Annotated in this window: 20 protein-coding genes; 9 read left to right on the plus strand and 11 right to left on the minus strand. The window is 58.2% G+C overall.

Features of this window, described 5'->3' with window-relative positions; translation table 11 throughout:
• Positions 1-114: 114 nt before the first annotated feature.
• The 3 genes from cgtA to rplU form a co-directional block, all read right to left on the minus strand.
• Complete coding sequence (gene cgtA / locus PSUM_RS24780) at positions 115-1,338, minus strand: Obg family GTPase CgtA (protein ID WP_020798650.1); 1,224 nt, start codon at positions 1,336-1,338, stop codon at positions 115-117.
• A 195-nt stretch (positions 1,339-1,533) separates the two neighbouring features.
• Positions 1,534-1,791: a 50S ribosomal protein L27 gene (rpmA, locus tag PSUM_RS24785; RefSeq protein WP_003281574.1), complete on the minus strand. Its 258-nt coding sequence runs from the start codon at positions 1,789-1,791 to the stop codon at positions 1,534-1,536.
• A gap of 35 nt (positions 1,792-1,826) precedes the next feature.
• Complete coding sequence (gene rplU, locus PSUM_RS24790; protein ID WP_003176051.1) at positions 1,827-2,141, minus strand: 50S ribosomal protein L21; 315 nt, start codon at positions 2,139-2,141, stop codon at positions 1,827-1,829.
• A gap of 239 nt (positions 2,142-2,380) precedes the next feature.
• Here rplU and PSUM_RS24795 point away from each other — a divergent pair, with 239 nt between their 5' ends.
• The 3 genes from PSUM_RS24795 to PSUM_RS24805 all read left to right on the plus strand — a co-directional run bounded on the left by PSUM_RS24795 (position 2,381) and on the right by PSUM_RS24805 (position 4,325).
• Positions 2,381-3,349, plus strand: coding sequence for a polyprenyl synthetase family protein (locus PSUM_RS24795; RefSeq protein ID WP_020798652.1), 969 nt, complete (start codon positions 2,381-2,383; stop codon positions 3,347-3,349).
• Positions 3,350-3,518: 169 nt separating this feature from the next.
• Positions 3,519-3,860, plus strand: a complete 342-nt coding sequence (locus tag PSUM_RS24800; protein ID WP_020798653.1) for a zinc ribbon domain-containing protein YjdM — start codon at positions 3,519-3,521, stop codon at positions 3,858-3,860.
• A 207-nt stretch (positions 3,861-4,067) separates the two neighbouring features.
• Positions 4,068-4,325, plus strand: a complete 258-nt coding sequence (locus tag PSUM_RS24805; RefSeq protein WP_020798654.1) for a PA4570 family protein — start codon at positions 4,068-4,070, stop codon at positions 4,323-4,325.
• A gap of 124 nt (positions 4,326-4,449) precedes the next feature.
• Here PSUM_RS24805 and bamJ read toward each other — a convergent pair whose 3' ends face one another.
• The 3 genes from bamJ to PSUM_RS24820 form a co-directional block, all read right to left on the minus strand.
• On the minus strand, positions 4,450-5,067 hold the full coding sequence (bamJ, locus tag PSUM_RS24810) for a BamJ family beta-barrel-assembly machinery protein (protein WP_020798655.1): 618 nt from the start codon (positions 5,065-5,067) through the stop codon (positions 4,450-4,452).
• Between the two features lie 121 nt (positions 5,068-5,188).
• Positions 5,189-5,479 (minus strand): DUF6482 family protein, encoded by a 291-nt coding sequence (locus PSUM_RS24815; RefSeq protein ID WP_020798656.1) that lies wholly within the window; start codon positions 5,477-5,479, stop codon positions 5,189-5,191.
• 135 nt (positions 5,480-5,614) lie between these two features.
• Positions 5,615-6,103, minus strand: coding sequence for a TIGR00645 family protein (locus PSUM_RS24820; protein ID WP_007970904.1), 489 nt, complete (start codon positions 6,101-6,103; stop codon positions 5,615-5,617).
• A gap of 159 nt (positions 6,104-6,262) precedes the next feature.
• On the opposite strand from PSUM_RS24820, the gene PSUM_RS24825 reads away from it, so the two are divergent.
• Positions 6,263-8,092 (plus strand): hypothetical protein, encoded by a 1,830-nt coding sequence (locus PSUM_RS24825; protein ID WP_033045239.1) that lies wholly within the window; start codon positions 6,263-6,265, stop codon positions 8,090-8,092.
• 5 nt (positions 8,093-8,097) lie between these two features.
• On the opposite strand, the gene PSUM_RS24830 is transcribed toward PSUM_RS24825, so the two are convergent.
• Positions 8,098-8,439: a PA4575 family protein gene (locus PSUM_RS24830; RefSeq protein ID WP_008058253.1), complete on the minus strand. Its 342-nt coding sequence runs from the start codon at positions 8,437-8,439 to the stop codon at positions 8,098-8,100.
• A 315-nt stretch (positions 8,440-8,754) separates the two neighbouring features.
• Entirely contained in the window at positions 8,755-11,193 is a 2,439-nt protein-coding gene (locus PSUM_RS24835) for a Lon protease family protein (protein WP_020798659.1), read from the minus strand.
• Positions 11,194-11,471: 278 nt separating this feature from the next.
• On the opposite strand from PSUM_RS24835, the gene PSUM_RS24840 reads away from it, so the two are divergent.
• From PSUM_RS24840 to PSUM_RS24855, 4 genes are all read left to right on the plus strand, one after another.
• A complete protein-coding gene (locus PSUM_RS24840) occupies positions 11,472-11,960 on the plus strand; it encodes a DUF3015 domain-containing protein (protein WP_020798660.1) in 489 nt (162 codons plus the stop codon).
• 96 nt (positions 11,961-12,056) lie between these two features.
• Positions 12,057-13,910 (plus strand): Lnb N-terminal periplasmic domain-containing protein, encoded by a 1,854-nt coding sequence (locus PSUM_RS24845; protein WP_033045240.1) that lies wholly within the window; start codon positions 12,057-12,059, stop codon positions 13,908-13,910.
• 224 nt (positions 13,911-14,134) lie between these two features.
• Positions 14,135-14,491, plus strand: coding sequence for a hypothetical protein (locus tag PSUM_RS24850; protein ID WP_020798663.1), 357 nt, complete (start codon positions 14,135-14,137; stop codon positions 14,489-14,491).
• Between the two features lie 70 nt (positions 14,492-14,561).
• Complete coding sequence (locus PSUM_RS24855) at positions 14,562-15,056, plus strand: GreA/GreB family elongation factor (RefSeq protein ID WP_033041343.1); 495 nt, start codon at positions 14,562-14,564, stop codon at positions 15,054-15,056.
• On the opposite strand, the gene gdhA is transcribed toward PSUM_RS24855, so the two are convergent.
• The 3 genes from gdhA to ettA all read right to left on the minus strand — a co-directional run bounded on the left by gdhA (position 15,053) and on the right by ettA (position 20,058).
• Positions 15,053-16,390, minus strand: coding sequence for an NADP-specific glutamate dehydrogenase (gene gdhA, locus PSUM_RS24860; RefSeq protein ID WP_033041344.1), 1,338 nt, complete (start codon positions 16,388-16,390; stop codon positions 15,053-15,055). The two genes, PSUM_RS24855 and gdhA, sit on opposite strands and share 4 nt — an antisense overlap.
• A gap of 242 nt (positions 16,391-16,632) precedes the next feature.
• Positions 16,633-18,099: a fibronectin type III domain-containing protein gene (locus PSUM_RS31945; protein ID WP_175582349.1), complete on the minus strand. Its 1,467-nt coding sequence runs from the start codon at positions 18,097-18,099 to the stop codon at positions 16,633-16,635.
• A 294-nt stretch (positions 18,100-18,393) separates the two neighbouring features.
• Positions 18,394-20,058, minus strand: a complete 1,665-nt coding sequence (gene ettA / locus PSUM_RS24875) for an energy-dependent translational throttle protein EttA (RefSeq protein ID WP_020798667.1) — start codon at positions 20,056-20,058, stop codon at positions 18,394-18,396.
• 345 nt (positions 20,059-20,403) lie between these two features.
• On the opposite strand from ettA, the gene PSUM_RS24880 reads away from it, so the two are divergent.
• Entirely contained in the window at positions 20,404-24,192 is a 3,789-nt protein-coding gene (locus PSUM_RS24880; RefSeq protein WP_093935814.1) for a sensor domain-containing protein, read from the plus strand.
• The last annotated feature ends 84 nt before the right edge of the window (positions 24,193-24,276 follow it).

Here is a 24,276-nt window from a genome sequence, read left to right on the forward strand (position 1 = left end):
CAGCGCGACCTGGCACTGCCCGTGACGTTATTCGTGGTTATTCGTGACCAACGATCGATTTCCAGATACTAAAACGCCGCTCGATTGAGCGGCGCTTAAGTTTATCGCAACGAATCAGTCACGCACGTAAATGATTTCCGGACCGTCTTCGTCATCCACATCTTCTTCGTCCCAATCATCGTCGCCGATGTCGTGGACCGACTTCACGCCGCTACGACGCAAGGCACGCTGATCGTCCAGCGCCTGCAGCTGGGCACGGGCTTCGTCTTCGATGCGCTGATCGAGATCGGCCAGCTCTTCCTTGTAGGCCGGGTCATTGGCCAGGCGATCGGCACGATCTTCCAGGTAACGCATGATGTCGTGACACAGACGCTCGGTGTTCTGCTTGGCGATGGCCGAGATCACGTAGACCGGACCGGTCCACTCCAGGCGATCGACGATTTCCTTGACCCGCTCATCGTGCTCTTCTTCAAGGATCTGGTCGCACTTGTTGAGGATCAGCCAACGATCACGTTCAGCCAGGGACGGGCTGAACTTGGTCAGCTCGTTGACGATGACCTCGGCAGCGTCCGGAGCACTGGTGTCATCCAGCGGCGCCATGTCGACGAGGTGCAGCAGCAGGCGGGTACGCGACAAGTGCTTGAGGAAACGAATCCCCAGGCCGGCGCCGTCGGAAGCACCTTCAATCAGGCCCGGGATGTCCGCGACCACGAAGCTTTTCCAGCGATCGACGCTGACCACACCCAGGTTTGGCACCAGGGTGGTAAACGGATAGTCGGCGACTTTCGGCTTGGCAGCGGATACCGAACGGATAAAGGTACTTTTACCAGCGTTCGGCAAGCCCAGCAGACCCACGTCCGCCAGCACCTTCATTTCCAGCTTGAGGTCACGCTGCTCGCCCGGCTTGCCCGGCGTAGTCTGGCGTGGCGCACGGTTGGTACTGGATTTGAAACGGGTATTACCCAAACCGTGCCAACCGCCATGTGCCACCAGCAGCTTCTGGCCGGCCTTGGTCAGGTCACCGATCACTTCCTGGGTAGCGGAGTCGATCACGGTGGTGCCGACCGGTACGCGCAGCACCAGATCCTCACCCTTCTTGCCGGTGCAGTCGGTGCTGCCACCATTGGAGCCACGCTCGGCATCGAAGTGCCGGGTGTAACGATAGTCGACCAGGGTGTTGAGGTTTTCGTCGGCGATCATGTAGACCGAGCCGCCGTCACCACCATCACCACCGTTCGGACCACCGTTTTCGATGAATTTTTCGCGACGGAAACTCATGCAGCCGTTACCGCCGTCGCCAGCCTTTACTCGGATCGATACTTCATCAACAAACTTCATAACACAACGCCTCTCGCCATACGGACGAGCCGAAAAACACTAAGACATAAGACTCTTGCAAAAATGAGCGCAGCGACTCCAATCAACGACCGCTAAAACCAGCGCCGGCAGCCCATACAAACAGTTTTGCAAGAGACTCACCCCACAAACGAAAAAGCCCCGTCGCGAGACAGGGCTTTTCCAGCGATCGCGCGATTAAGCCGCGACTACGCTCACGTAACGACGACCGAAGGCGCCTTTTACTTCGAACTTGATCACGCCTTCGACTTTAGCGAAGAGAGTGTGATCTTTACCCATGCCAACGCCGTAGCCAGCGTGGAATTGGGTGCCGCGCTGACGCACGATGATGTTGCCTGCTTTGATAGCCTGGCCGCCATACATCTTCACGCCAAGGCGTTTGGCTTCTGAGTCGCGACCGTTACGGGTACTACCACCAGCTTTTTTGTGTGCCATGAGTTCAATTCTCCTAGTGAGGAATTAGGCTGTAATTAAGCCTGAATACCGGTGATTTTGATCTCGGTGTACCACTGGCGGTGGCCCATACGCTTCATGTGGTGCTTACGGCGACGGAACTTGATGATGCGGACTTTATCGTGACGACCTTGGGAGATCACTTCAGCCACAACGGTAGCGCCAGCAACAACTGGAGCGCCGATATTCACGTCGTCACCGTTGGCAACCAACAGAACGCGATCAAAGGTAACGGATTCGCCGGTAGCGATTTCCAGTTTTTCGATCTTCAGGTATTCACCTGGGGCGACTTTATACTGCTTGCCGCCAGTAACGATTACTGCATAAGACATGGTATTTCTCCGATAATCCTGCTCACCCAGCTCTTTATAAGAAGAGGTATTGGCTGGCATGGCTGCATGGGGCTGGAGGCCCGCTTGCAATTGCGTAAGGCAGGTGCTGCCCAGGAAGTTCAGGGTGCGCGATTGTACGCAAGGCACGAGCGCCTTGCAATAGGCCGTCCATCGCGCCTTGACACCTGCTGGCGTGGGTCCTAGCATGCCGCGCAACCCTTCTGGAGCAACTGTCGCTGATGCAACCCCAAGCTTTCTACCGCGCGGTGGCGGACGATTTTAGCGCCGTCGACGGCATCATCAAGAAGCAGCTGACTTCCCGAGTGCCGCTGGTATCGAAAATCGGCGATTACATTACCTCGGCCGGTGGTAAACGCCTGCGTCCGTTACTGGTGCTGCTGTGTGGCAAGGCCCTCGGCCGCGAAGGCGACGACCTGCGCCTGCTGGCCGCCACCATCGAATTCCTGCACACCGCTACCCTGCTGCATGACGACGTGGTCGACATGTCCGGCATGCGCCGTGGCCGTTCGACGGCCAATGCCATGTGGGGCAACGCGCCGAGCGTGCTGGTGGGCGACTTCCTGTATTCGCGCTCCTTCGAAATGATGGTCGAGCTGGGCTCCATGCCGGTGATGAAGATCCTTTCGCAAGCCACGCGCATCATCGCCGAAGGCGAAGTGTTGCAGCTGTCGAAGGTCCGCGATGCCAGCACCACCGAAGAAACCTACATGGAGGTCATCCGCGGCAAGACCGCGATGCTCTTCGAAGCCTCGACCCACAGTGCGGCAGCCCTGGCCGGCGCGACACCTGAGCAGTGCGAAGCGCTGCGCACCTTCGGCGACCATCTGGGCGTGGCCTTCCAACTGGTCGACGACCTGCTGGACTACAAAGGCGACGCCGAGACCCTGGGCAAGAACGTCGGTGACGACCTGGCCGAAGGCAAGCCCACCCTGCCGCTGATCTACACCATGCGCGAAGGTACGCCGGAGCAGGCAGCCCTGGTGCGCAAGGCGATCCAGAAAGGCGGTATCGAAGACCTGGAAAACATCCGCGAAGCTGTGGAAGCCTCCGGCTCACTGGATTACACCGCCCAGCTCGCCCGCGACTATGTGGCCCGTGCGATCAAGTGTCTCGACGCGCTGCCCGCCAGCGAATACCGCGATGCACTGGTTGAATTGAGCGAGTTTGCGGTCGCCCGCACACACTGATCTGCACTTGTAGGAGCCGGCTTGCTGGCGATTGCATCACCACGGTGTTCCTGACACACCGAGTTGGATGCATCGCCAGCAAGCCGGCTCCTACAGGTCCCACCCCCTCTCTCACCTAAAACCCTATATAATGTGCGCTTTTTAGCGATCCTGAATCCAAGGAGCCTTAGTGAGCACGTTGCCACCCTGCCCGAAATGCAATTCCGAATACACCTATGAAGACGGCGCCCAGCTGATCTGCCCTGAGTGCGCCCACGAATGGTCCGCCAGCGGCGAAGCCGAAGCTGTGTCCGATGATGCAGTGAAAAAGGATTCGGTGGGCAATGTCCTGCAGGACGGCGACACCATCACCGTCATCAAGGACCTCAAGGTCAAGGGCACGTCGCTGGTGGTCAAGGTGGGCACCAAGGTCAAGAACATCCGCCTGTGCGATGGCGATCACGACATCGACTGCAAGATCGACGGCATCGGCCCGATGAAGCTCAAATCTGAATTCGTCAGAAAAGTCTGATTCAGCTGTACGCCACCCCGCGTCCTGACGTGGGGTGGTGCTTCGCCCTCCCCGCCTCGCCCAATGAACCCTCGCAATAGCCAAACGCCAGCCGTTTTGACCTTACGCAATCTTTACCCAGAAAAATCACGGATCAGCCAATAGGCCCTTGCTATTTATTGAATACGAATTATTCTCATTGAACCCCATCAATGGAGATGAGAACCCATGACTTATTTGATCGATGCCTGGCTGGACCGTCCACACCCCTACCTCAGGATCCTGCATCGGGAAACCGGGGAAGTCTGTGCAGTGCTGGAAGAAGAAGCCTTGAACGAACTGCAGGATCAGGGTGACCTGGACGTCAACGGCTTGAGTTCCAGCGAGCCGGTGGTGCTCAAGGAAGTGGTGAGAAACCTGTTTCTGTTCTGCTATGCCCGGGCATTGCGCCCGACCAATGAACTGCATCACAAGATAGAACTATGAGAAACGCAAACCCTTGTAGGAGCGAGCATGCTCGCGATGGACTCAAGGACACCGCGCTCATTCAGAATGCACGCGTTATCGTTCACGCCCATCGCGAGCATGCTCGCTCCTACAGGGTCAGGTATTACAGAACGTCCAGCAGCTCGACGTCGAACACCAGTACGCTGTGCGGCGGAATGCTGCCAACGCCTTGAGCGCCGTAAGCCAGTTCGCTCGGCACATACAGACGCCATTTGCTGCCGGCATTCATCAGTTGCAGGGCTTCGGTCCAGCCAGCGATCACGCCACCGACCGGGAATTCCGCAGGCTCGCCGCGCTCGTAGGAGCTGTCGAACACGGTGCCGTCGATCAGGGTGCCGTGGTAGTGGGTACGCACGGTATCTTCACGGGATGGCTTGGCGCCTTCACCGGCGGACAGTACTTCGAACTGCAGGCCGGAAGCCAGGGTGGTGATGCCGTCACGCTTGGCGTTTTCAGCCAGGAAGGCCAGGCCTTCGCCAGCGGCTGCTTCAGCCTTGGCTGCAGCTTCGGCCTGCATGATTTCGCGAATTACCTTGAAGCTTGCAGACATTTCTTCCTGGCCAACACGGCTTGGCTTACCGGCAAACGCGTCGGTCAGGCCTGCCAGGATCGCGTCCAGGCTAACGCCCGGTGGCGGGTTGTCGCGCAGCTGGTCGCCCAGCTGACGGCCGATGCCGTAGCTGACGCGGGTTTCGTCGGTGGACAGATTTACTTCGGACATGACACTGCTCCGCTGTGCGGACGGCTCGGGAACTGGCCGTGCGTGCACAGCGCGTCCCGGAGCGCCCGGAACCAAAAGGGCCAGCAGACTAGCACAGATGTCATGCCATTGATGAGGGACGTCAGGCGATCGGCACCTTCAGGTTTTCCTCCACATCGGCAACCAGCCCGCACATCTCGTCATGCACGACGGTGTGGACAAGGTTGAAGTGCAACTTGGGAAAGGAGCGTAGCACCTCGCGTGCATGTTCCACCGAGCGCAACTGCATCGTGTGACCTGGCGCATCACTCAATGGATACGCCGCTCCGTGCATACGCGCCTCAAGCAGGTAAATGCCTCCTTCCATGGAGATCAGGTTCAACTCATCGACCTTCCCGGCGACGGCATAGGCATTCAACTCTTGCAGGTTCATGAGCGCACCTCACGCAGTGACGAGCCAACACCCTTACAGGGATATGCCTCGGCGCATCAAAGCACAAGCCATAAACGACGCCGCCCGTCTGTTTTGCAACAGACGGGCGGCGCATAACAACAGGACAGCCGTTGTTTAGTGCTTGGTCACTTTATCCAGGTAACCCATGGCAAATGCCGACACCACAAAGGTCATGTGAATGATGACATACCACTGCAAATGCTCGGGATCGACGTTCTTGGCGTCCATGAAGATACGCAGCAGGTGGATCGACGAGATCGCCACGATCGACGCGGCCACCTTCATTTTCAGCGACGAGGAGTCCATGGTGCCCAACCAGTTGAGCTTCTCCTTGCTGTCGTCGATGTCCAGTTGAGACACGAAGTTCTCGTAGCCGGAAATCATCACCATCACCAGCAAACCGCCTACCAGCGCCATGTCAATGAGCGACAGCAACACCAGGATCAGGTCCGATTCGGCCATCGAGAAGACGTTGGGGATAACGTGGAAGACTTCCTGGAAGAATTTCAGTGCCAGTGCCAACAGCCCGAGGGATAAACCGAAGTAGATCGGCGCCAGCAGCCAGCGCGAGGCGTACATTGCATTTTCGATAAAGCGTTCCATTGAATCTCACAGGCGGACTTGAAATGGCCGTGAGTATAACAGCCGTCTGTAATACCCAGAAACCATTGGGAAATCCGCTACCTGCGTGTGTGTATCAAATTTTTTCTGCTAGTGTCCAAACCATTGACAGCAAAATGACATCGGACAGGAAGACTGGAAATGGATGGGCGATTGCCATTAACGAGTGCCGGGATTTTCATGGCCCTGCTGATCAGCGCCTGCTCGCCCAGCGACGAGAAACGGCAGGTCAGCCTTGAGGAAAAGACTGCGCAGTTCGAGAAGTCCCTGGATGCCATCGAGGACCCGAAACTCAAGGATGCGGTGGCCGAACTGGGCGGTTCGCTTTTGCTGCTTGAGCGCGCGCAACTCAAGCTCGACAGCAAGCCCGTGGAAACCGAATACGGTGAAGACGCCCTCGCCGTGCTCAAGCACTACCCAACGCCACAGGCCCTGGTTGACACGTACATCAATGGCCTTTTCGTCCTGCACAAGGACTCCAGCTCCGACTACCTGACGGACCTGCAACCGGTGTTCCCCTTCAACTTCAGCATCCCGGCGGCGTTTCTGTTTCCCCATGGCCTGCAATGGCAGTCGGTCACCCTGAGCAACAAACGGGTTATCGCCTTCCAGCCGGAATGGTCGGAAACCGACCCGGGCATTCAGTTGAGCCCATCGAGCTCCAACGTGACCAACCCTGACGACCTGACCGTGACCTATCCGTTCATTGAAGGACTGGACGTCGATATCAAGAATCAGCCACAACCGGTGAGCCTGCAAGGCACGGTGGAAGTCATTGCACCGCGCCGGCTCTACAGCTTCGACCTGACGAAAAAGGACATCGGCCAGACCCGCACCAACGACAATTTGAGCGTCACCTTGGTGAAACTTGGGGACAACTACGCCGAAATCGAGTTCAGCAATAGCGAGCCGCCAGCCCCCGAGATCGCCGAAACACCGTTGAATCCGCTGATTGTCCAGGCCAGGGATGCCACCGGGCAGTTTCTGTCGCGCTCAGGCTCGATCAATGAGAATGCCGCGCAAATTGCCTTCTACCAGAAACAACTGGCGAAGTTGCAGCAACAGAAACTCTGGAGCGAGTCGCTGGAAAAACAGCTCAATGAAGAGCAGCGAACCTTCGAGAAACAACAGAAACGCCACTACTCCAAGGTGTATTTCAACGGGACCATCGAAACCCTTGAAGTCAGCCTGCTGGATTTCTCCGGCGTTACGGTGACTCGCAAGGATCTGGACCTGCCGGTACGCCGCTTCGACCGCCATACCACGGCGAAAACCATCCAGCCGCTGAGCTTGCCGGTGGTAGTCTACGACGACAATGCCCCGACCTGGCTCAAGGGCGCGACCTTGACCCCTGAGCAGTTGAAAAAAGGCGTCAGGATCACTCAATCGGTCGAGGATCCCAGCGCTGCGCGCGTCGAGTTCACTCACCTGCGCAGCTTCAATGATGAATTGCTCGGTAGCTCTTTCAACCCGGGCGATAGTCCGGTCAGCTTCTTCACCGAAGACAGCAGCGGCAAGCGCGATGGGTCGATCGAATTGCCACCAGAGGCGTATGAGGTCGACCCCCTGGGCGGCACGATCACCTACGACCTGAACCTGTTTCCACAGACACCCGCCTTTGTGGTTGGCTCCATCCCGCTGTTTCTGGCCACTGTCGAAAAGCAGACGTTCGATGCCCATCAATTGCCCAAGGGTCTTGAACTCAAGGGCAATGCGCTGGTGGTGGATTCGAAAGTGTTTCCCGATCCGGACTGGCGTTTTTTTGCCAAGGATGACAGCGGCAATTACCTGAAGGAAATTCTTGCGGTCAGCCATGACGCGAGCACAGAAGGCCCCGCGTTATTCGCCGTGCATTACTTCTACGGTCAACCCACGCGCCTGGAAACCTATCAACGAACTGACCTCGCCACCGTGCAATATGGTTTTGAGGTCAAGCTCGACAAGGCTGACATGTCCAGCCAGGCCCAATAGCGCTGTCAGTGCTCGGGCCGGAACTCGAAACCACCCACGCTACGACAACGACCACCGTTGATTTCCCGCAACTGGGCTTGCAGATGCAGGCACCAGATCTGCGGGTCATCGGCCAGTTCATAGCCGTGCAGGGTCAGGCTTTCAACGATGGTATCGAGGATGGACTCAGCCACAAAAGGGCCATGGAACGGGCCTTGGGCTTTGATGGCTGAAGGTTGTTCACCGGCCATTCCGGCGGCGAAGAGTAAGGTCCACATCCCCGTATCGCCCGCCAGGGGGCGGATGGCGCATTCGATACGAGTCACAAGACCTAGACATTGACGAGTGAGGCAGAGGTTGCGCGGCATGGCGGCGACCCTCGGTAAATCCGGTATTCAGCCTCCACGGGGAGGCTGTCTCGATCCAGTGATACTGTCGATATCCTTGAGCAGAGAATAGAGGAAAAGTTTGACTAGTACGTCAAGTAAGACCAGAAGGCGCCGAATGGTCACTGTGTGAATATTGGCGCCAGAGTGATGGCACTTTATTGCGATTCACAAGCAAATGTGGGAGCGAGCCTGCTCGCGAAAGCGGACGATCATCCAACATCAATGCTGAATGAAAATCCGTCTTCGCGAGCAGGCTCGCTCCCACAGTGGATCGGGGTGAAGCTCAGGTTTTTGTCAGGCCGGCTTGGCCTCCACCAGCGCCTCCACAGCCATTTCCTTCTCTGCCTCTTTCAGGTCATCTTCGCTGATCATCTCCGCGATCACCCGCAAGCGCTCCACCACCCGTGCGTTGACGCTACCTTCAGGGAACTCGCCATTTTCATCCGGCTCGCCCGCCGGCTCACCCACCAGCAGGCTCAGCGCCTCGTCGGCCTGACGCACGGCGTAGACGTGGAACTGACCGGCGCGCACAGCGGCCAGCACTTTCTCGTCAAGCATCAGCGTGGCAACGTTGGCATGGGGAATGATTGCTCCCTGTTCGCCCGTCAGTCCGCGCGCTTCACAGAGACGGAAGAACCCCTCGATTTTCTCGTTGACGCCGCCCACGGCCTGCACTTCACCGAACTGGTTGATCGAGCCGGTAATCGCAAAGCACTGCTTGAGCGGGGTTTTCGACAAGGCCGAGATCAGGGTGCACGCCTCGCCCAGGGAAGCACTGTCACCATCGACGTAGCCATAGGACTGCTCCAGCGCAATGCTCGCGGAGATCGCCAGCGGAAACTCCTGGGCGTAACGGCTGCCCAGGTAACCGGTGAGAATCATCACCCCTTTGGAGTGGATGGGCTGACCGAGGTTGACCTCACGCTCGATGTCGACGATACCGCTGCCACCGGGATACACCGTGGCGGAGATCCGCGCCGGTACACCGAAGGCCGAGTCGCCGACTTCCAGCACCGTCAGGCCGTTGCACTTGCCGACCGCGGCGCCCGCGGTGTCGATCAGGATGATCCCCGCCAGCATGTCATCGAGAATGCGCGCCGACACACGTCCAGTACGGGTGGCCTTGGCCTTGAGTGCCCGCTCGATGTGACCGGCATCGGTCATTTCATCCGAGGCCAGGTGACGAATGAAATCCGCCTCGCTGACCAGCTGGAACAGATCACCGATGCGTGCCGACAACCGCCCCTGATGCTCGGCCAGGCGTGCGCTGTAGGTTGCCAGGCGCGCCACCGCATCGGCGGTCAACGGCGCCATGCCCTCCTCGGAAGTACGGGTCTTGAGCAACTGGGCGAACTGTTCCAGGCTCTCGTCGACCATCGGAATGTCTTCATCGAAATCCACCAGGACGCGAAACATCTCCTGGAAGTCCGGATCGAGGTCCTGCAGCGTGTAGTAGAGCTGGCGAGCCCCGATGATGACGACTTTGACCTGCAATGGAATGTGCTGCGGCGTCAGGGTGACGGTTGCGAAACGACCCATCTCGCCCAGTGGCGATTCCATTTTCAGTTTGCGCGATTGCAGGGCGCGCTTCAGCGCATCCCACACGAACGGCTCGCTGAGCATTTTATCCGCTTCGAGGATCAGGAAACCGCCGTTGGCCCGGTGCAGCGCACCCGGCCGCAGCTGCCGATACGTGGTATAGAGCGCGCCCTGGTCGGTGCTGTATTCGATGCGGCCGAACAGGTTCTCGTAGGTCGGATGCGGCTCGAACACCACAGGGGCACCACCACTGGCGGAATGCCCGACCACCAGGCTCGGCGCGTATTGCTCCTCCAGCAGCTTGCGGGCGACTGCATCGGTCTTGCTGTCGTCGACCAGTTGCTCGACCACGGTCTTAAGCAAATACACCTGCATCGCTTGCAGGTACCCGCACACCGCCGCGTTCTCGGCGTATTTCTCCGACAACGGCGACAGCAAAGGCTGCAGGGCCAGGGTGATGGTTTCTTCGTTCAGATGGCGCAGCTGATTGCTCGACTCGCGCTTCCATTGCGGCAGGCTGGCGAGTTCCTCGTTCAGGCGCTCTTCGAGGTTGGAAATATCATCGTGGAAGCGATCGCGCTCGGCTTCCGGCAATTGGGCGAATTCGGCCTCATCCAACGCCTTGCCTTCAAGCATCGGAGTGAATGCGATATTGCTGGCATCGCGATAGAGCGCGACGTCTTTCTCCAGCGCCAGGCGCTCGATCACATCCAATGCCTTGTCATAGCGCTGATTGAAGGCGCGGTCGATGGCACTTTTCTTCTGCTGGTAGGACGGGTGCTCGAACACCGCCGGAAAGGTCGCCAGCAGGTTGTCGATCAAGCCGTTGATATCACAGATGAAGGCACCGGCGGTGCCCGATGGCAACTCCAGGGCACGCGGTTCGCGCGGCTCATCGAAATTATTGACGTAGACCCAGTCCGCCGGGGTCTGCAGGCGTTTGCCTTCGGCTTTCAGGTAGCGTTTGACGAAAGAGAAGCGACCGGTGCCAGGCTCGCCCATGACGAATACGTTGTAACCGGGGCGTGGCATGGCCACACCGAACTGCAAGGCTTCGACCGCACGTTCCTGGCCAAGCACACCGCGAAAGGGCTCCAGATCATTGGTGGTAGAGAAGCTGAACTGTTCAGCGGAAAACGGACGGGTCAGCGCTTCAGGCGCTAGACGCAAGCTGGCAGCAACAGGATCAGGCATCGGGCTTCCTTACAATCAGGCGGGGCAGATAGCGGCATTCTGGCGCCGCCCATGCCTGACTGGCAAGGAGCGCCTAAGGCCAAAACGTAGTCAAGGCCAAAGCCCGGCGTTGAGCGGCGCCAAATCAGCCTTTTCAACGAATATTTGGCAAAAAATCACGGAACCCCTTGATCATGCCTAAACTCCAAACTGCGCGACTGGATTAATAACCAGTCCACACTGGCGAGATAGGCGCCAGAACCCTTGTCCATTGGTTTGCACATAAAGAGAACAAAGCTATGAAACGGATTCTTCTTGGTACTCTCTTCACCGCGGTATCCATCAACGCCATGGCTCAGGCGCCAGGCGGCCCGGATTGCGGTTGGGGCAACATGCTGTTCGAAGGTCAGCGTGGTACCCCGGCTCACTTCCTGGCATCCACCACCAACGGCACTTCCGGCAACGCAACATTTGGTATGACTTCCGGTACCAACGGTTGCTCGACCAACGCGTCGCTGACCTATGGCGGCAAATCCTGGTTTGCCATGAATGGCATGATGAACGAGCTGTCCGAAGACATGGCTAAAGGTCAGGGCGAAGCGCTGACCACCTACGCCGTAGTACTGGGCGTGGCGCCGGAAGACCGTGCGCACTTCGCCGCCGTCACTCACGAGCACTTCCAGCAGATCTTCAGCAAAGCTGACGTGACCGCGGAAGATGTGCATACCAACACCCTGGCCGTTCTCAAGAGCGATCCTCGCCTGGCCAAGTACGCCACTCAGGCTTAAGCTCCAGCGCACCCCGCTTCTTTCGGGAAGCGGGTTTATTTTTTGGAACTGCCCCCTCCTTGGGTCTTTGTTTTTTTCCTGTTTAAGTTGCTGATTATGCTCAAACGCCTTGCCTGGCTGGCGCTCTGTGTCTGCGCCCCGCTGTCCGCCGCGCCTCACATCGATCCACAACGTTTGCAGCAACTGGCCAACGACCCCTTTTGGATCTCCCTGGGCCATTACGAAACCGCCAAGCTCGGTGGCTGGCGTAGCTATGTCAGCGACAAGAAATTTTTTCTTGCCGCCGATGGCAACGAACACCCGGACCGTGAACTGGCGGCCACCGTGCAAGCCTTGTACGCCCCGGCCACTTCCGGCGAACAGCATGCGCAGTGCGTCTACCCGGCACGAACCCGCTGGCTCAAGGCGCAGCTCAACCTGACCGACCTGCCGGCTTTGGACTGCGCCGAGTTCAATCAATGGTTCAAGGACGTTTCGCCCCACAGCGCGGTGATGATCTTCCCGGCGGCCTACCTGAACAGCCCGTCATCGATGTTCGGCCACACATTGCTGCGCATCGATCAGGCCGACGTGCAAAGCGACAAGACCTCGCTGCTCAGTTACGCGATCAACTTCGGCGCCTACATCGAGGGTTCCGACAACAGCATCCTGTACGCCTGGAAAGGCTTGATGGGGGGCTATCCGGGGCTGTTTGCGCTGGTGCCTTACCAGGAAAAGCTCTCGGAATACCGCAGTCTCGAAAACCGTGACTTGTGGGAGTACCGCCTGAACCTGACCCAGCAGGAAACGGCGCGCATGGTCGAGCACGTCTGGGAACTGAAACAGATTCAGTTCGACTATTTCTTCTTCGACGAAAACTGCTCCTATCGCCTGCTGGAACTGCTGCAAGTGGCGCGTCCGAGTCTGCGCCTGACCGAGCAATTCCCACTGACAGCCATTCCCACCGACACCGTCAAGGCCGTGAAAGAGGCCGGGCTGGTGGAGTCCATCCAGTATCGTCCGTCTCGCGAACGGGAATTGCTGAGCCGAGCCGAGCCACTGACCGATGAAGAACAACAGTGGGTACTGAAGGTCAGCGCCGACCAGAATCAATTGCAAACGCCCGAATTCAAGGCGCAACCCCGTGACCGCCAGGCGCTGATCATCGATGCGGCCTACCGCCTGGAACGCTATCGCGCCAACGGCCAGGAGCGAGATCCGCAGCGGGCCCAGCGCAGCTTTGAGTTGCTGCGGGCGATCAACCGCAATCCCGCCCCAGAACTGGACATCCCGCAGCCTGGCCTGCCCGAGGACGGCCATGAGTCGCGCACCTGGCAGGCCGGTCTGGGCACCCGTGGTGACCGCGCCTTTGGCGAGTACGGCTTGCGCATGGCCTATCACGATCTCAATGACAACGCCGAAAGCTTCCCCCTCGGCGCACAGATCGAGATCCTGCAATTGAAACTGCGCCAGTACGAAGGCAATGACTGGCAAGTGCAGCAACTGGACCTGGCGACCATTCGCTCCCTGACCCCGCGAAATGAGTTGCTGCAACCGTTGTCGTGGCAGGTCACTGGTGGCCTGGAGCGAGTGCCGGGCAAGCATGACGATGAAACCCTGGTCAGCCACGTCAATGGCGGCGGCGGCGGAACCTGGCAACTGGGCGACGACATGCTGGGGTTCGCCCTGGGCACCGTGCGCGTGGAGCACAATAATGACTTCGCCGAATTCATATCGCCGGCAGCAGGTTTCAACACCGGCCTGCTGTGGAAAAACCCGCTGGGCAATCTGAGCCTGGAGGCAAAAGGCGATTTCTTCACCAATGGCGAAGTGCGCCGTAGCCTGAGCCTGAACCAGCAGTGGGAATTGTCGCGCAACCTCGGTTTGCGCCTGAGCGCCCAGCGCGAGTTCAGCCACCTGGCCACGCCTGAGAATGAAGTGATGCTAGAGGTGAAGTGGTATCACTACTGACCAAAATGCACCGATCCACCCTGTGGGAGCGAGCCTGCTCGCGAATGCGCACTGTCTGCCGACATCGATGGCGGCTGATCCACCGCCTTCGCGAGCAGGCTCGCTCCCACAGGGGGGTGGGGGTTGTGGTGTTGAATGGATTTTTCACAGGCCTTCCACAAACACCTGACGAACCCGCACCTAGACTTCCCTTATAGGCCGTTAAACGGCCCCGGGAGTCCGAGATGTGGCGTTGCGCAGGTGTGTTGAGTTTGTTGATGTTGATCGCTGGTTGCCAGACAACCCACGAAGATCTGATCGCCAAGGGTTATCCACCGGCATTCGCCGACGGGTTCGATGATGGGTGCAGCAGTGGTCGACAGGCCGCCGGGGCCATCACCGGCGAGTTTCGAAAAAACGTCCCGCGCTACCTGAAGGACAAGAATTACGCCGAAGGCTGGAGCGATGGTTTCCGTCAGTGTCAGGCCATGCGCGAAAACGAGGATCGTGAGAGCTATCGCAACAGTCACCTCAATGAACGGGACAAAGCCTGGGAGCAACAGAAGGATCAGGATGCCGCTCGAGCCTATCGCTCGCCATGAGTCGCTTTCAGACATCCTGTGCAACCAAATGCCTGCGAGCATGGCCCAAACCCTATAACGGGAGAAAACCATGAGCCGGGCATTCGTCAATGAAGATAACGCCGCTGCGCAAGCCGATCAGCCAGTCGAACGGCAGGTCAGCGCGCAGCCCAACTACGTCACACCACAGGGCCTGAAACTGCTGCAGGCCAAGGTTGGCGAACTGCAAGCCCTGCACGCCGCGCAGTCTGCGGAGGGCGATCAGGCCGACAAGCAGCGCCTGGCCGACCTGGAGCGCGACCTGCGTTACTTCAAGCAACGCCTGGGCAGCGCCCAGGTCGTACCAGTCGCCACGTCCACCGAAAAAGTGCAGATCGGCAGTCGGGTGACCTACGCCGATGAACATGACGCCGAGCACCGGGTGCAACTGGTGGGCGAAGATCAGGCCGATGCCGCTCATGGCCTGATCAATTGGGGATCGCCGCTGGGTCGGGCACTGCTCGGGGCGCAACTCGGTGACGAGGTGCTGTGGCAACGCCCGGCCGGCGATCAAACGATCGAGATCATTCGTATCGAGCCGGCTTAAACCACACCTTGGGCCAGCATCGCGTCGGCGACTTTGACAAAACCGGCGATGTTCGCGCCCTTGACGTAGTTGACCTGGCCATTCTCCTCACCGTAATGCACGCAAGCATGATGGATCGACTGCATGATGGCGTGCAGCTTGCTGTCCACCTCACCGCCGGTCCATAGCAAACGCATGGCGTTCTGCGACATCTCCAGACCGCTGACAGCAACACCACCGGCATTGGACGCCTTGCCCGGCGCGAACAGGATGCCTGCTTCGATAAACAGGTCCACGGCTTCGAGGGTGGTCGGCATGTTCGCCCCTTCCGCCACACAGAAGCAGCCATTGCGCAGCAACGCCTGTGCCGCCTCGGCATCCAGTTCGTTTTGCGTGGCGCACGGCAGCGCGATGTCGCAGCTCAGCCCCCATGGGTGCTGGCCAGCCAGGAACTCCAGGCCAAATCGACCCGCCAGTTCGCTGATGCGTCCGCGCTGCACGTTTTTCAGTTCAAGCAGCGCCTGCCACTGCTCTTCGGTCAGCCCGCTCTCGCAGTACAGCGTGCCTTCGGAGTCAGACAGCGAAATAACCTTGCCGCCCAGGTCCATGACCTTGCGCGCCGCGTACTGCGCAACGTTGCCAGAACCCGAGATCGCCACACGTTTGCCTTCGACGGTTTCACCGCGACGCTTGAGCATTTCCTCGGCGAAGTACACGCAACCGAACCCGGTGGCCTCAGGGCGAATCAGGCTGCCGCCATAGCTCGGACCCTTGCCGGTCAACACGCTGGTGAACTGGTTGCTAAGGCGCTTGTACTGACCGAACAGGAAGCCGATCTCGCGGGCACCGACGCCGATATCGCCGGCCGGCACGTCGACATCGGCGCCAATGTGGCGATACAACTCACTCATGAAGGCCTGGCAGAAGCGCATGACTTCGGCGTCGCTTTTGCCTTTGGGGTCGAAATCGGAACCGCCTTTGCCGCCACCCATGGGCAACGACGTCAACGAGTTCTTGAAGGTCTGCTCGAAGGCCAGGAACTTCAAGACGCCCAGATTCACCGACGGATGGAAACGCAGGCCGCCTTTGTACGGGCCAATGGCGCTGTTCATCTGGATACGGAAACCGCGATTGACCTGCACCTTGCCGTGATCGTCGACCCAGGACACGCGGAACACGATAGCTCGCTCCGGCTCGCACATGCGCTCCAGGATGCCTGAGGTCAGGTAATGCGGATTGGCTTCGAGAAAGGGCCACAGGCTACGCAAGACTTCCTCGACGGCCTGGTGGAATTCAGGCTGGTCCGGGTCGCGTTTTTTAAGCCGGGCAAGGAAGGATTCGACGGATTCGATCATGGAAAAGTCTCGGCAAATTATTGTCGTTGGAAGAAATTGGGCCGGACTTTAACAAACGAAACGCGCACAGGAATAGAGCAGAATGTCGCATTTATGAAATTAAATGGTGCTCAAGATATAAAATAATCGATTTTTGAGCACCTCATGCACCATAAAGGGGACCTCATCCGCAGGGCTTGCACCAGCATGCACCCTGCACATAAAAGCCCTGATGCGCCAGCATCAGGGCTTGGTTGAGCAGGTCAAGCCAATAGGGCCGAACCGACACGTTTCCCCGGAAGAGGAATACCCAATGCAGGATAATGAACAGATACGCGATCTGACTCATGCCCGGTACCATCCACCGCCCTTACGCTAAACGTATATCGCTTACCTGATTCCAGCCCGGTAACAGCAAACTCGGTCTCTTTCGTACGCCCCGACTCTATACCGCCCTGTTCGACGATATAAGTAATATTGCCAGAGCTGTCATACGACGGCTCCCACGTCAATGTTAGGCCAAGATCAGTGGTTCGAAGATTCGAGGGGTCTGTCGGCGAGGTAAAGTCCGGAAAACTAACCTTGACACAAACAGGCTCCGAGTAGCGAAATGACTCATCGTAAGTTCGAATGCAGTAAACGTGTTCTCGTCCTTCCTGTGGATCTGTATCGGTATAGGGGGGCGAAATTGGTATCTCGAGGAGCTGATTATCTCGACGCAGTTCATATCGAGGTTCACCAGTTTCTACTTCACCGCCGTACCAATAAAATGAAACCTGACTCGCCGTGTGATTAAAAGGCTTAAAATAGGTCGGAGGCGTTGGCGTGAATCGAGACCCGACGGAACCTGAAAACCCTGGAAGTTGGTTTTTTGCAGGAAAATTAACTTCCCCAACGTTAAATGGAATACCAACCTTGGGATATTGAACAAAAACCCGATTTGATTCATTGCCCGTAGGATCGAACGCAGTTACACCAAACTCGTAGCGTTGACCTGGAACCAGACCGGCAATAGCAAACTCAGTATTTATAGTTTCCCCTAATTTATGATCAACTCCCTGATCGACCCGATAGGTAACATGCCCTGAGCTGTCACTGGATTCATCCCAACTGAAGATAAGCCCTAAATTGGTGGTTCTCAGATCAGTAGGCACTGTCGGTGCGGTAAAGTCTTCGAACTCGACATCGACACAAATGGGATCGGAAAAGTTAAATTCCTCATCATACGTACGCATGCAGTATTTATGAACTCGCCCTTGCTCTGGAGTGGTATCTTTATAAGGAGGATGGCGTGGCACTTCCATCAAATCATTATCACGCCTTAGTTCATAGCGTGGCTCACCACCGTCGACTGCACCGTCCCCCCAGAACAAACTAACCTCAGACGAAGTTTGATTGAAAGCCTCAAGAAATGACGGAGGACTCGGTTTGTGCCTGGCGGTGGTAACAGGCACACTTTCACCTTCAGGGCTGCCCGGACCATGCGTTTTAGGATGCACAGAAAAAACATAAGGCGTCTTGGATGTCAGCCCGGTAAATTCATAAGACCCTCCGCCACTATACTGGCCCACACGAGTACTGCCTTTATATAAGTAAACACCTTCCCAGTACCCATACACCTGCCAGCTTATCCGACATGTCGTAGCAGTAATATTAGAAGCCTGGATCTTAATCAAAGGATCAGGAATCGGACTTGCTTTAGGAAGCAAAGGTAAATTTGAAATTCTCATTATAATCACCGGAGAGAAAGCGAATTAGTGTTAAACCACATAAGCGAGTATAAACAGTAATTTCACGTCCACCACTAGCAGAACTACTAGGTTGCAATCTCTAAACAGCTTCTTTCCGGCTTTCTTCAATACCTAAACATCGCACCGACTTAAAATCACTGTACTGTCTCGTTTTGCCAGGAAGGATCTGAATCGAGCGTTACAATCCTCCGGCCAGAAATAAAAATGCCAGTCAGCATGACTGACTGGCATTGGCCCGAAGGCACCGCTTTTTTTCAAACCACCAACCCGAAATCAGGCCAGTTTTTTGTGCCGTACCCGATGTGGTTGGGCAGCGGCTTCGCCAAGACGCTTTTTGCGGTCGGCTTCGTACTCGGTGTAGTTGCCTTCGAAGAACACCGCTTGCGAGTCATCTTCGTACGCCAGGATGTGAGTCGCGACGCGGTCAAGGAACCACCGATCGTGAGAGATCACAATGGCGGCGCCCGGAAAGTCGAGCAGGGCTTCTTCCAGGGAGCGCAGGGTTTCGACGTCGAGGTCGTTGGACGGTTCGTCGAGCAGCAGGACGTTGCCGCCCTCTTTCAGGGTCAGCGCCAGGTGCAAGCGACCACGCTCACCACCGGAGAGGTCCTTGACGAACTTCTGCTGGTCGCCGCCCTTGAAGTTGAAGCGGCCGACGTAGGTGCGCGACGGAATCTCGTAGTTACCAATGCGGATCTGGTCGGAACCATCGGAGATTTGCTGGAACACGGTCTTGCTGCCGTCCAGGTCTTCGCGGCTCTGGTCCACGCAAGCCAACTGCACGGTTTCGCCGACTTCGATGCTGCCCGAATCCGGTGTTTCCTTGCCCATCAGCATGCGGAACAGGGTCGACTTACCGGCACCGTTACCGCCGATCACACCGACGATGGCGCCTTTAGGCATGGAGAACGACAGGTTGTCGATCAATACGCGATCGCCGTAGCCCTTGGTGACGTTCTTGAACTCGATGACCTTGTCGCCCAGGCGTGGACCCGCCGGGATGTAGATCTCGTTGGTTTCGCTGCGCTTCTGGAATTCCTGCGATTGCATTTCCTCGAAGCGTTGCAGACGTGCCTTGGATTTCGACTGGCGGGCCTTGGCGCCTTTGCGCACCCACTCCAGTTCTTCCTTCATGGCTTTTTCGTGAGCCGACTGCTGCTTGGATTCCTGGGCCAGACGATCGGACTTGGCTTCCAGCCAACCCGAATAGTTGCCCTCGTACGGAATGCCCGCGCCGCGGTCGAGTTCCAGGATCCAGCCAGCGACGTTGTCCAGGAAGTAACGGTCGTGCGTGATCGCGACCACGGTGCCCGGGAAGTCGTGCAGGAAGTGCTCCAGCCACGCAACGGAATCGGCGTCCAGGTGGTTGGTCGGTTCGTCGAGCAGCAGCATGTCTGGCGCGGACAGCAGCAGGCGGCACAGGGCCACACGACGCTTTTCACCACCGGACAGGTGTTCTACTTTTGCGTCCCAGGCCGGCAGGCGCAGCGCGTCGGCGGCGACTTCCAGCTGGCGCTCCAGGTTATGGCCATCGCTGGCTTGCAGGATGGCTTCGAGCTTGGCCTGTTCGGCAGCCAGCTTGTCGAAGTCGGCATCCGGGTCGGCGTAGGCCGCGTAGACCTCGTCCAGGCGCGCCTGGGCGTCCTTGATCACGCTGACCGCTTCCTCGACCACTTCACGCACGGTCTTGGTCGGGTCCAGTTGTGGTTCTTGCGGCAGATAGCCGATGTTCAGGTCCGGCATCGGACGGGCTTCGCCGTCGAACTCGGTGTCGACGCCAGCCATGATTTTCAACAGGGTGGACTTACCCGAACCGTTGAGGCCGAGTACCCCGATCTTGGCGCCCGGGAAGAACGACAAGGAGATGTTTTTCAGGATTTCCCGCTTCGGCGGAACAACTTTGCCCAGCCGATGCATGGTGAATACGTATTGAGCCATGGAGAACCTAGGGTCAGTGACTGATGAATGAATAGAGCGCAGGCGATGCCCGGCCAGACCATGCGCGACGTACGCTTGACGAGGTCAATGCGCAGGCGCTGAAAAAAGTCTGATTCTAGGAGCTGGAACGCTCCCGCGTAACCGGCAAAGCTACCTTAATGACAGATGGCAGTCCAGCCGAGCGGGACTGGCACTTCGCCACAACTCAAGGCATGCTAGCCGCCCTTCGGGCGTCCGACTTATAGTGCACGTCGCGCCAGTCCAGCCAAACCGCAGGATTACAGTTTGTCCAGTGTCCCTCCGTCCCTGATCCCCCGTGCACCGACTGTTGCACCCGGCTCGCCCATGCACGGCACACTCAAGGGCGCTATGGCGATGCTCGTGTTGCTGCTGCTCGCCTTGTTGTGCTGGCAACTGCTCGATCAGCTTCGGGAAACCCAGAAGATCCAACGCCAGGCGACCATCGACCACACCGCCGACCAGGCCGCACAAGTCAGCCTGAACATGGCGCTCAACGCCCAGATCGCCCTCAACCTGCTACCGATTGTCGAGCAGCCGCAAAGAGCTGACGAGCTGCAGGACCTGCTGCGCAAACTGCAAAAGTCCTTGCCGGAGCTTTCGAGCCTGGCACTGCTCAGCCCTTCGGGAAGAATCCTCAGTGACACGGCCGGCACCAGCGACGATGCAGACTATCTGGGAGAGCTGGTCCGACGCAGTCGCGCCCAACCCCACTACTACAGCAACGCCATCGACGGCTCGCGGGTGTATCTGCTGCTACATCAAGCCAGCGGCAGCAATCGCGGCTATTGGGCCTTGCGCTTCAAGCCGACGTTTTTCACCTCACTGACCCATCTGAACGAAACGGGCACTGCCCCGCTGTGGCTGGTGGAAAATCGCTTCAATCACCAGATCCTCAGCCGCGACGAGGCATTGCCGCAGGTCAACCCAGGCACCTTGACCCAGGACGATGTGGCCAACAGCGTGCTGACCGTCGCGCTGAGCAGCAGCGACTGGCAACTACGTGGACTGTTCGATCGCCAGCGAGTGCTCGAAGAACTGCTGCCGGCTTTCATTGGCAAATGCCTGCTATGCCTGGCTTTTTCCATGCTGCCGTTCATCGTCCTGCTAAACATGCGCCGTCGGCAGCGCCAGCTGCACGAAGGTCGCCGACGCTACCAGGAAATTTTCGAAGGCTCCGGCGTGGCATTGTGCGTACTCGACATGTCTGGCCTGCGGAGCTTGTTTGACAAGGCCCAGCTGCTGAGCGACGAGCAACTGCAAGCATGGCTGGCGGTTGCGCAACAGCGCCGGCAGCTGTTGCAGGAGCTGCGCATTACCGAAGTCAATCAGGTCGCCCTACAGCTGCTTAACGTCGATACCTGTGAACACGTCTGGAGACTGTTGATCGATGGCAATCCTGTAGAGGGCAGTGCCATCGGCAATCAGGTGCTCGAAGCGGTGCACAGGCAACAGCAACAGCTCGAACTGGAAATCAAACTCCAGGACGCCTCGGGTCGTGACCAGCATCTGTGGCTGGTGTTGCGTCTGCCGCAGAACCCTGACGACTTCAAGGCGGTGATCCTGAGTATCACCGATATCACCAGCCGCAAGCTCATCGAGCTGTCGCAGCAGGAGCGCGAACGTTTCTGGTCTGACGTCGTGCGGACCGTGCCCGATCACCTTTACGTGCAAGACGTGATCAGCCAGCGAATGATCTTCAGCAACCACCATCTGGGCCAAACGCTGGGCTACAACCGCACCGAACTGCAGCAGATGGGCGAGTACTTCTGGGAAATCCTCCTGCATCCCGACGATGCCGATTACTACCACAGGTCGCGCCAGACCCAGCGGCAAGGCGGCTACAGCCAATTGATGCAATGCCAGTTGCGCTTTCGCCACCGTGACGGGCAATGGCGGCGTTTCGACATTCGCGAGCAGGCACTGGCACGGGACAAGCACGACCAGGTCACCCGCATCATCGGCGTGGCCAAGGACGTAACCGAACAGATCGAGGCCAGCGAGTCGCTGCGCGACAGCGAGCAGCGCTACCGCATGCTCGCCGAAAGCATCAGCGACGTGATTTTTTCCACCGACAGCCGCATGGCACTCAACTACGTAAGCCCTTCCGTGCAGGGGGTGCTGGGCTACGAAGTGGAGTGGATTTTCCAGAACGGCTGGCAATCGACCATTGCCAATCCGCAGCAGTTGAGTGGCATCTATAGCCTGATGGATCGCGTCAGCAAAGCGCTGGATAAACCTGAACAGCTGGCCCTTCTGCGCAGCCAGGTGCAAACCCAACTATTCCTGTTCGACTGCCTGCGCGGCGATGGGCGCAAGATTCCTATCGAGCTGCGACTGGTCCTGGTCTGGGACGAACACGGTGCATTCGAAGGCGTGCTGGGCGTCGGTCGCGACATCAGCCAGCAACGCCGGGCCGAGAAAGACCTGCGCATGGCCGCCACGGTATTCGAACACTCGACCTCGGCGATCCTCATCACCGACCCGGCCGGTTATATCGTCCAGGCCAATGAAGCCTTCAGCCGTGTCAGCGGTTATGCCGTGGAACAGGTACTCGACCAGTTGCCCAACATGCTCACCGTCGATGAGCAGCAGGAAGCTCATTTGCGCTACGTGCTCAAGCAACTGAACCAGCACAGCACCTGGGAAGGCGAAGTGTGGCTGCGTCGGCGCAATGGCGAGCATTATCCGGCCTGGGTCGGCATTACCGCGGTTCTGGACGACGAAGGCGACCTGGCCAGCTACGTGTGTTTCTTCAGCGATATCAGCGAACGCAAGGCCAGTGAACAACGGATTCACCGCCTGGCCTATTACGACGCCCTGACCCACCTGCCCAACCGCACACTGTTCCAGGATCGCCTGCACACGGCGTTGCAGGCGGCTGAACGGCAGAAGTCCTGGGTGGTGTTGATGTTCCTCGACCTGGACCGCTTCAAGCCGATCAACGACTCCCTGGGCCATGCCGCCGGTGATCGCATGCTCAAGGAAATGGCCACGCGCCTGCTCGGTTGCGTCGACGACGACGACACGGTCGCGCGCATGGGCGGCGATGAGTTCACCTTGCTCCTGCAACCGCGGGCCAACCGGGAAATCGCCTTGACGCGGGCGATTCACGTGGCGGAGCAGATCCTCGCCAGCCTGGTCAAACCCTTCGTACTCGAAGGCCGTGAGTTCTTCGTCACGGCCAGTATCGGCATCGCCTTGAGTCCGCAGGACGGCAATGAACTGAGCCAGTTGATGAAGAACGCCGACACCGCGATGTACCACGCCAAGGAGCGCGGCAAGAACAACTTCCAGTTCTATCAGGCGGACATGAACGCCAGCGCCCTGGAGCGCCTGGAACTGGAAAGCGACTTGCGACATGCCCTGGAACAAAACGAATTCGTGCTGTACTACCAACCGCAGTTCAGCGGCGATGGCAAACGCCTGACCGGCACCGAAGCCTTGCTGCGCTGGCGTCATCCGCGCCGTGGCCTGGTACCGCCGGGAGATTTCATTCCGGTGCTTGAAGAACTCGGACTGGTGGTGGACGTCGGGGATTGGGTGATCAGCGAGGCTTGCCGCCAGCTCAAGACCTGGCATCAGGCCAAGGTGCGCGTGCCGAAGGTGTCGGTGAACATCTCCGCCCGGCAATTCTCCGACGGCCAGCTTGGCACGCGGATCGCCAACATCCTGAAGGAAACCGGCCTGCCGCCGGCGTGCCTGGAACTGGAACTGACCGAAAGTATCCTGATGCGCGAAGTCAGCGAAGCCATGCAGATTCTCGCCGGGTTGAAAAACCTTGGCCTGAGCATCGCGGTCGACGACTTCGGCACGGGCTACTCATCGCTCAACTACCTCAAGCAGTTCCCGATCGATGTACTGAAGATCGACCGCACCTTTGTCGACGGCCTGCCATCGGGTGAACAGGATGCGCAGATCGCCCGGGCGATCATCGCCATGGCCCACAGCCTTAACCTGGCGGTGATCGCCGAGGGCGTGGAAACCCAGGAGCAACTGGACTTCCTGCGTGAACACGGTTGCGATGAGGTCCAGGGTTACCTGTTTGGCCGGCCGATGCCGGCCCACACCTTTGAAGGGCAGTTCAGCAATGATGCCCTCTTCATGTTCGACTGACATTGTGTGGTGACGCGGGCGGTCCCTTCGCGAGCAGGCTCGCTCCCACAGGGTTTCTTGGGTGTACACAAAATTATTGAACGC

The sequence above is a fragment of the Pseudomonas umsongensis genome, assembly GCF_002236105.1.
GTDB classification, from domain to species: Bacteria; Pseudomonadota; Gammaproteobacteria; order Pseudomonadales; family Pseudomonadaceae; genus Aquipseudomonas; species Aquipseudomonas umsongensis.

Bases quoted from the DNA above. Each gene is read 5' to 3' on its own strand.
- cgtA (WP_020798650.1), bottom strand. From the start codon at position 1,338: ATGAAGTTTGTTGATGAAGTATCGATCCGAGTAAAGGCTGGCGACGGC.
- rpmA (WP_003281574.1), bottom strand. From the start codon at position 1,791: ATGGCACACAAAAAAGCTGGTGGTAGTACCCGTAACGGTCGCGACTCA.
- rplU (WP_003176051.1), bottom strand. From the start codon at position 2,141: ATGTCTTATGCAGTAATCGTTACTGGCGGCAAGCAGTATAAAGTCGCC.
- PSUM_RS24795 (WP_020798652.1), top strand. From the start codon at position 2,381: ATGCAACCCCAAGCTTTCTACCGCGCGGTGGCGGACGATTTTAGCGCC.
- PSUM_RS24805 (WP_020798654.1), top strand. From the start codon at position 4,068: ATGACTTATTTGATCGATGCCTGGCTGGACCGTCCACACCCCTACCTC.
- bamJ (WP_020798655.1), bottom strand. From the start codon at position 5,067: ATGTCCGAAGTAAATCTGTCCACCGACGAAACCCGCGTCAGCTACGGC.
- PSUM_RS24815 (WP_020798656.1), bottom strand. From the start codon at position 5,479: ATGAACCTGCAAGAGTTGAATGCCTATGCCGTCGCCGGGAAGGTCGAT.
- PSUM_RS24820 (WP_007970904.1), bottom strand. From the start codon at position 6,103: ATGGAACGCTTTATCGAAAATGCAATGTACGCCTCGCGCTGGCTGCTG.
- PSUM_RS24825 (WP_033045239.1), top strand. From the start codon at position 6,263: ATGGATGGGCGATTGCCATTAACGAGTGCCGGGATTTTCATGGCCCTG.
- PSUM_RS24830 (WP_008058253.1), bottom strand. From the start codon at position 8,439: ATGCCGCGCAACCTCTGCCTCACTCGTCAATGTCTAGGTCTTGTGACT.
- PSUM_RS24835 (WP_020798659.1), bottom strand. From the start codon at position 11,193: ATGCCTGATCCTGTTGCTGCCAGCTTGCGTCTAGCGCCTGAAGCGCTG.
- PSUM_RS24840 (WP_020798660.1), top strand. From the start codon at position 11,472: ATGAAACGGATTCTTCTTGGTACTCTCTTCACCGCGGTATCCATCAAC.
- PSUM_RS24845 (WP_033045240.1), top strand. From the start codon at position 12,057: ATGCTCAAACGCCTTGCCTGGCTGGCGCTCTGTGTCTGCGCCCCGCTG.
- PSUM_RS24850 (WP_020798663.1), top strand. From the start codon at position 14,135: ATGTGGCGTTGCGCAGGTGTGTTGAGTTTGTTGATGTTGATCGCTGGT.
- PSUM_RS24855 (WP_033041343.1), top strand. From the start codon at position 14,562: ATGAGCCGGGCATTCGTCAATGAAGATAACGCCGCTGCGCAAGCCGAT.
- gdhA (WP_033041344.1), bottom strand. From the start codon at position 16,390: ATGATCGAATCCGTCGAATCCTTCCTTGCCCGGCTTAAAAAACGCGAC.
- PSUM_RS31945 (WP_175582349.1), bottom strand. From the start codon at position 18,099: ATGAGAATTTCAAATTTACCTTTGCTTCCTAAAGCAAGTCCGATTCCT.
- ettA (WP_020798667.1), bottom strand. From the start codon at position 20,058: ATGGCTCAATACGTATTCACCATGCATCGGCTGGGCAAAGTTGTTCCG.
- PSUM_RS24880 (WP_093935814.1), top strand. From the start codon at position 20,404: ATGCACGGCACACTCAAGGGCGCTATGGCGATGCTCGTGTTGCTGCTG.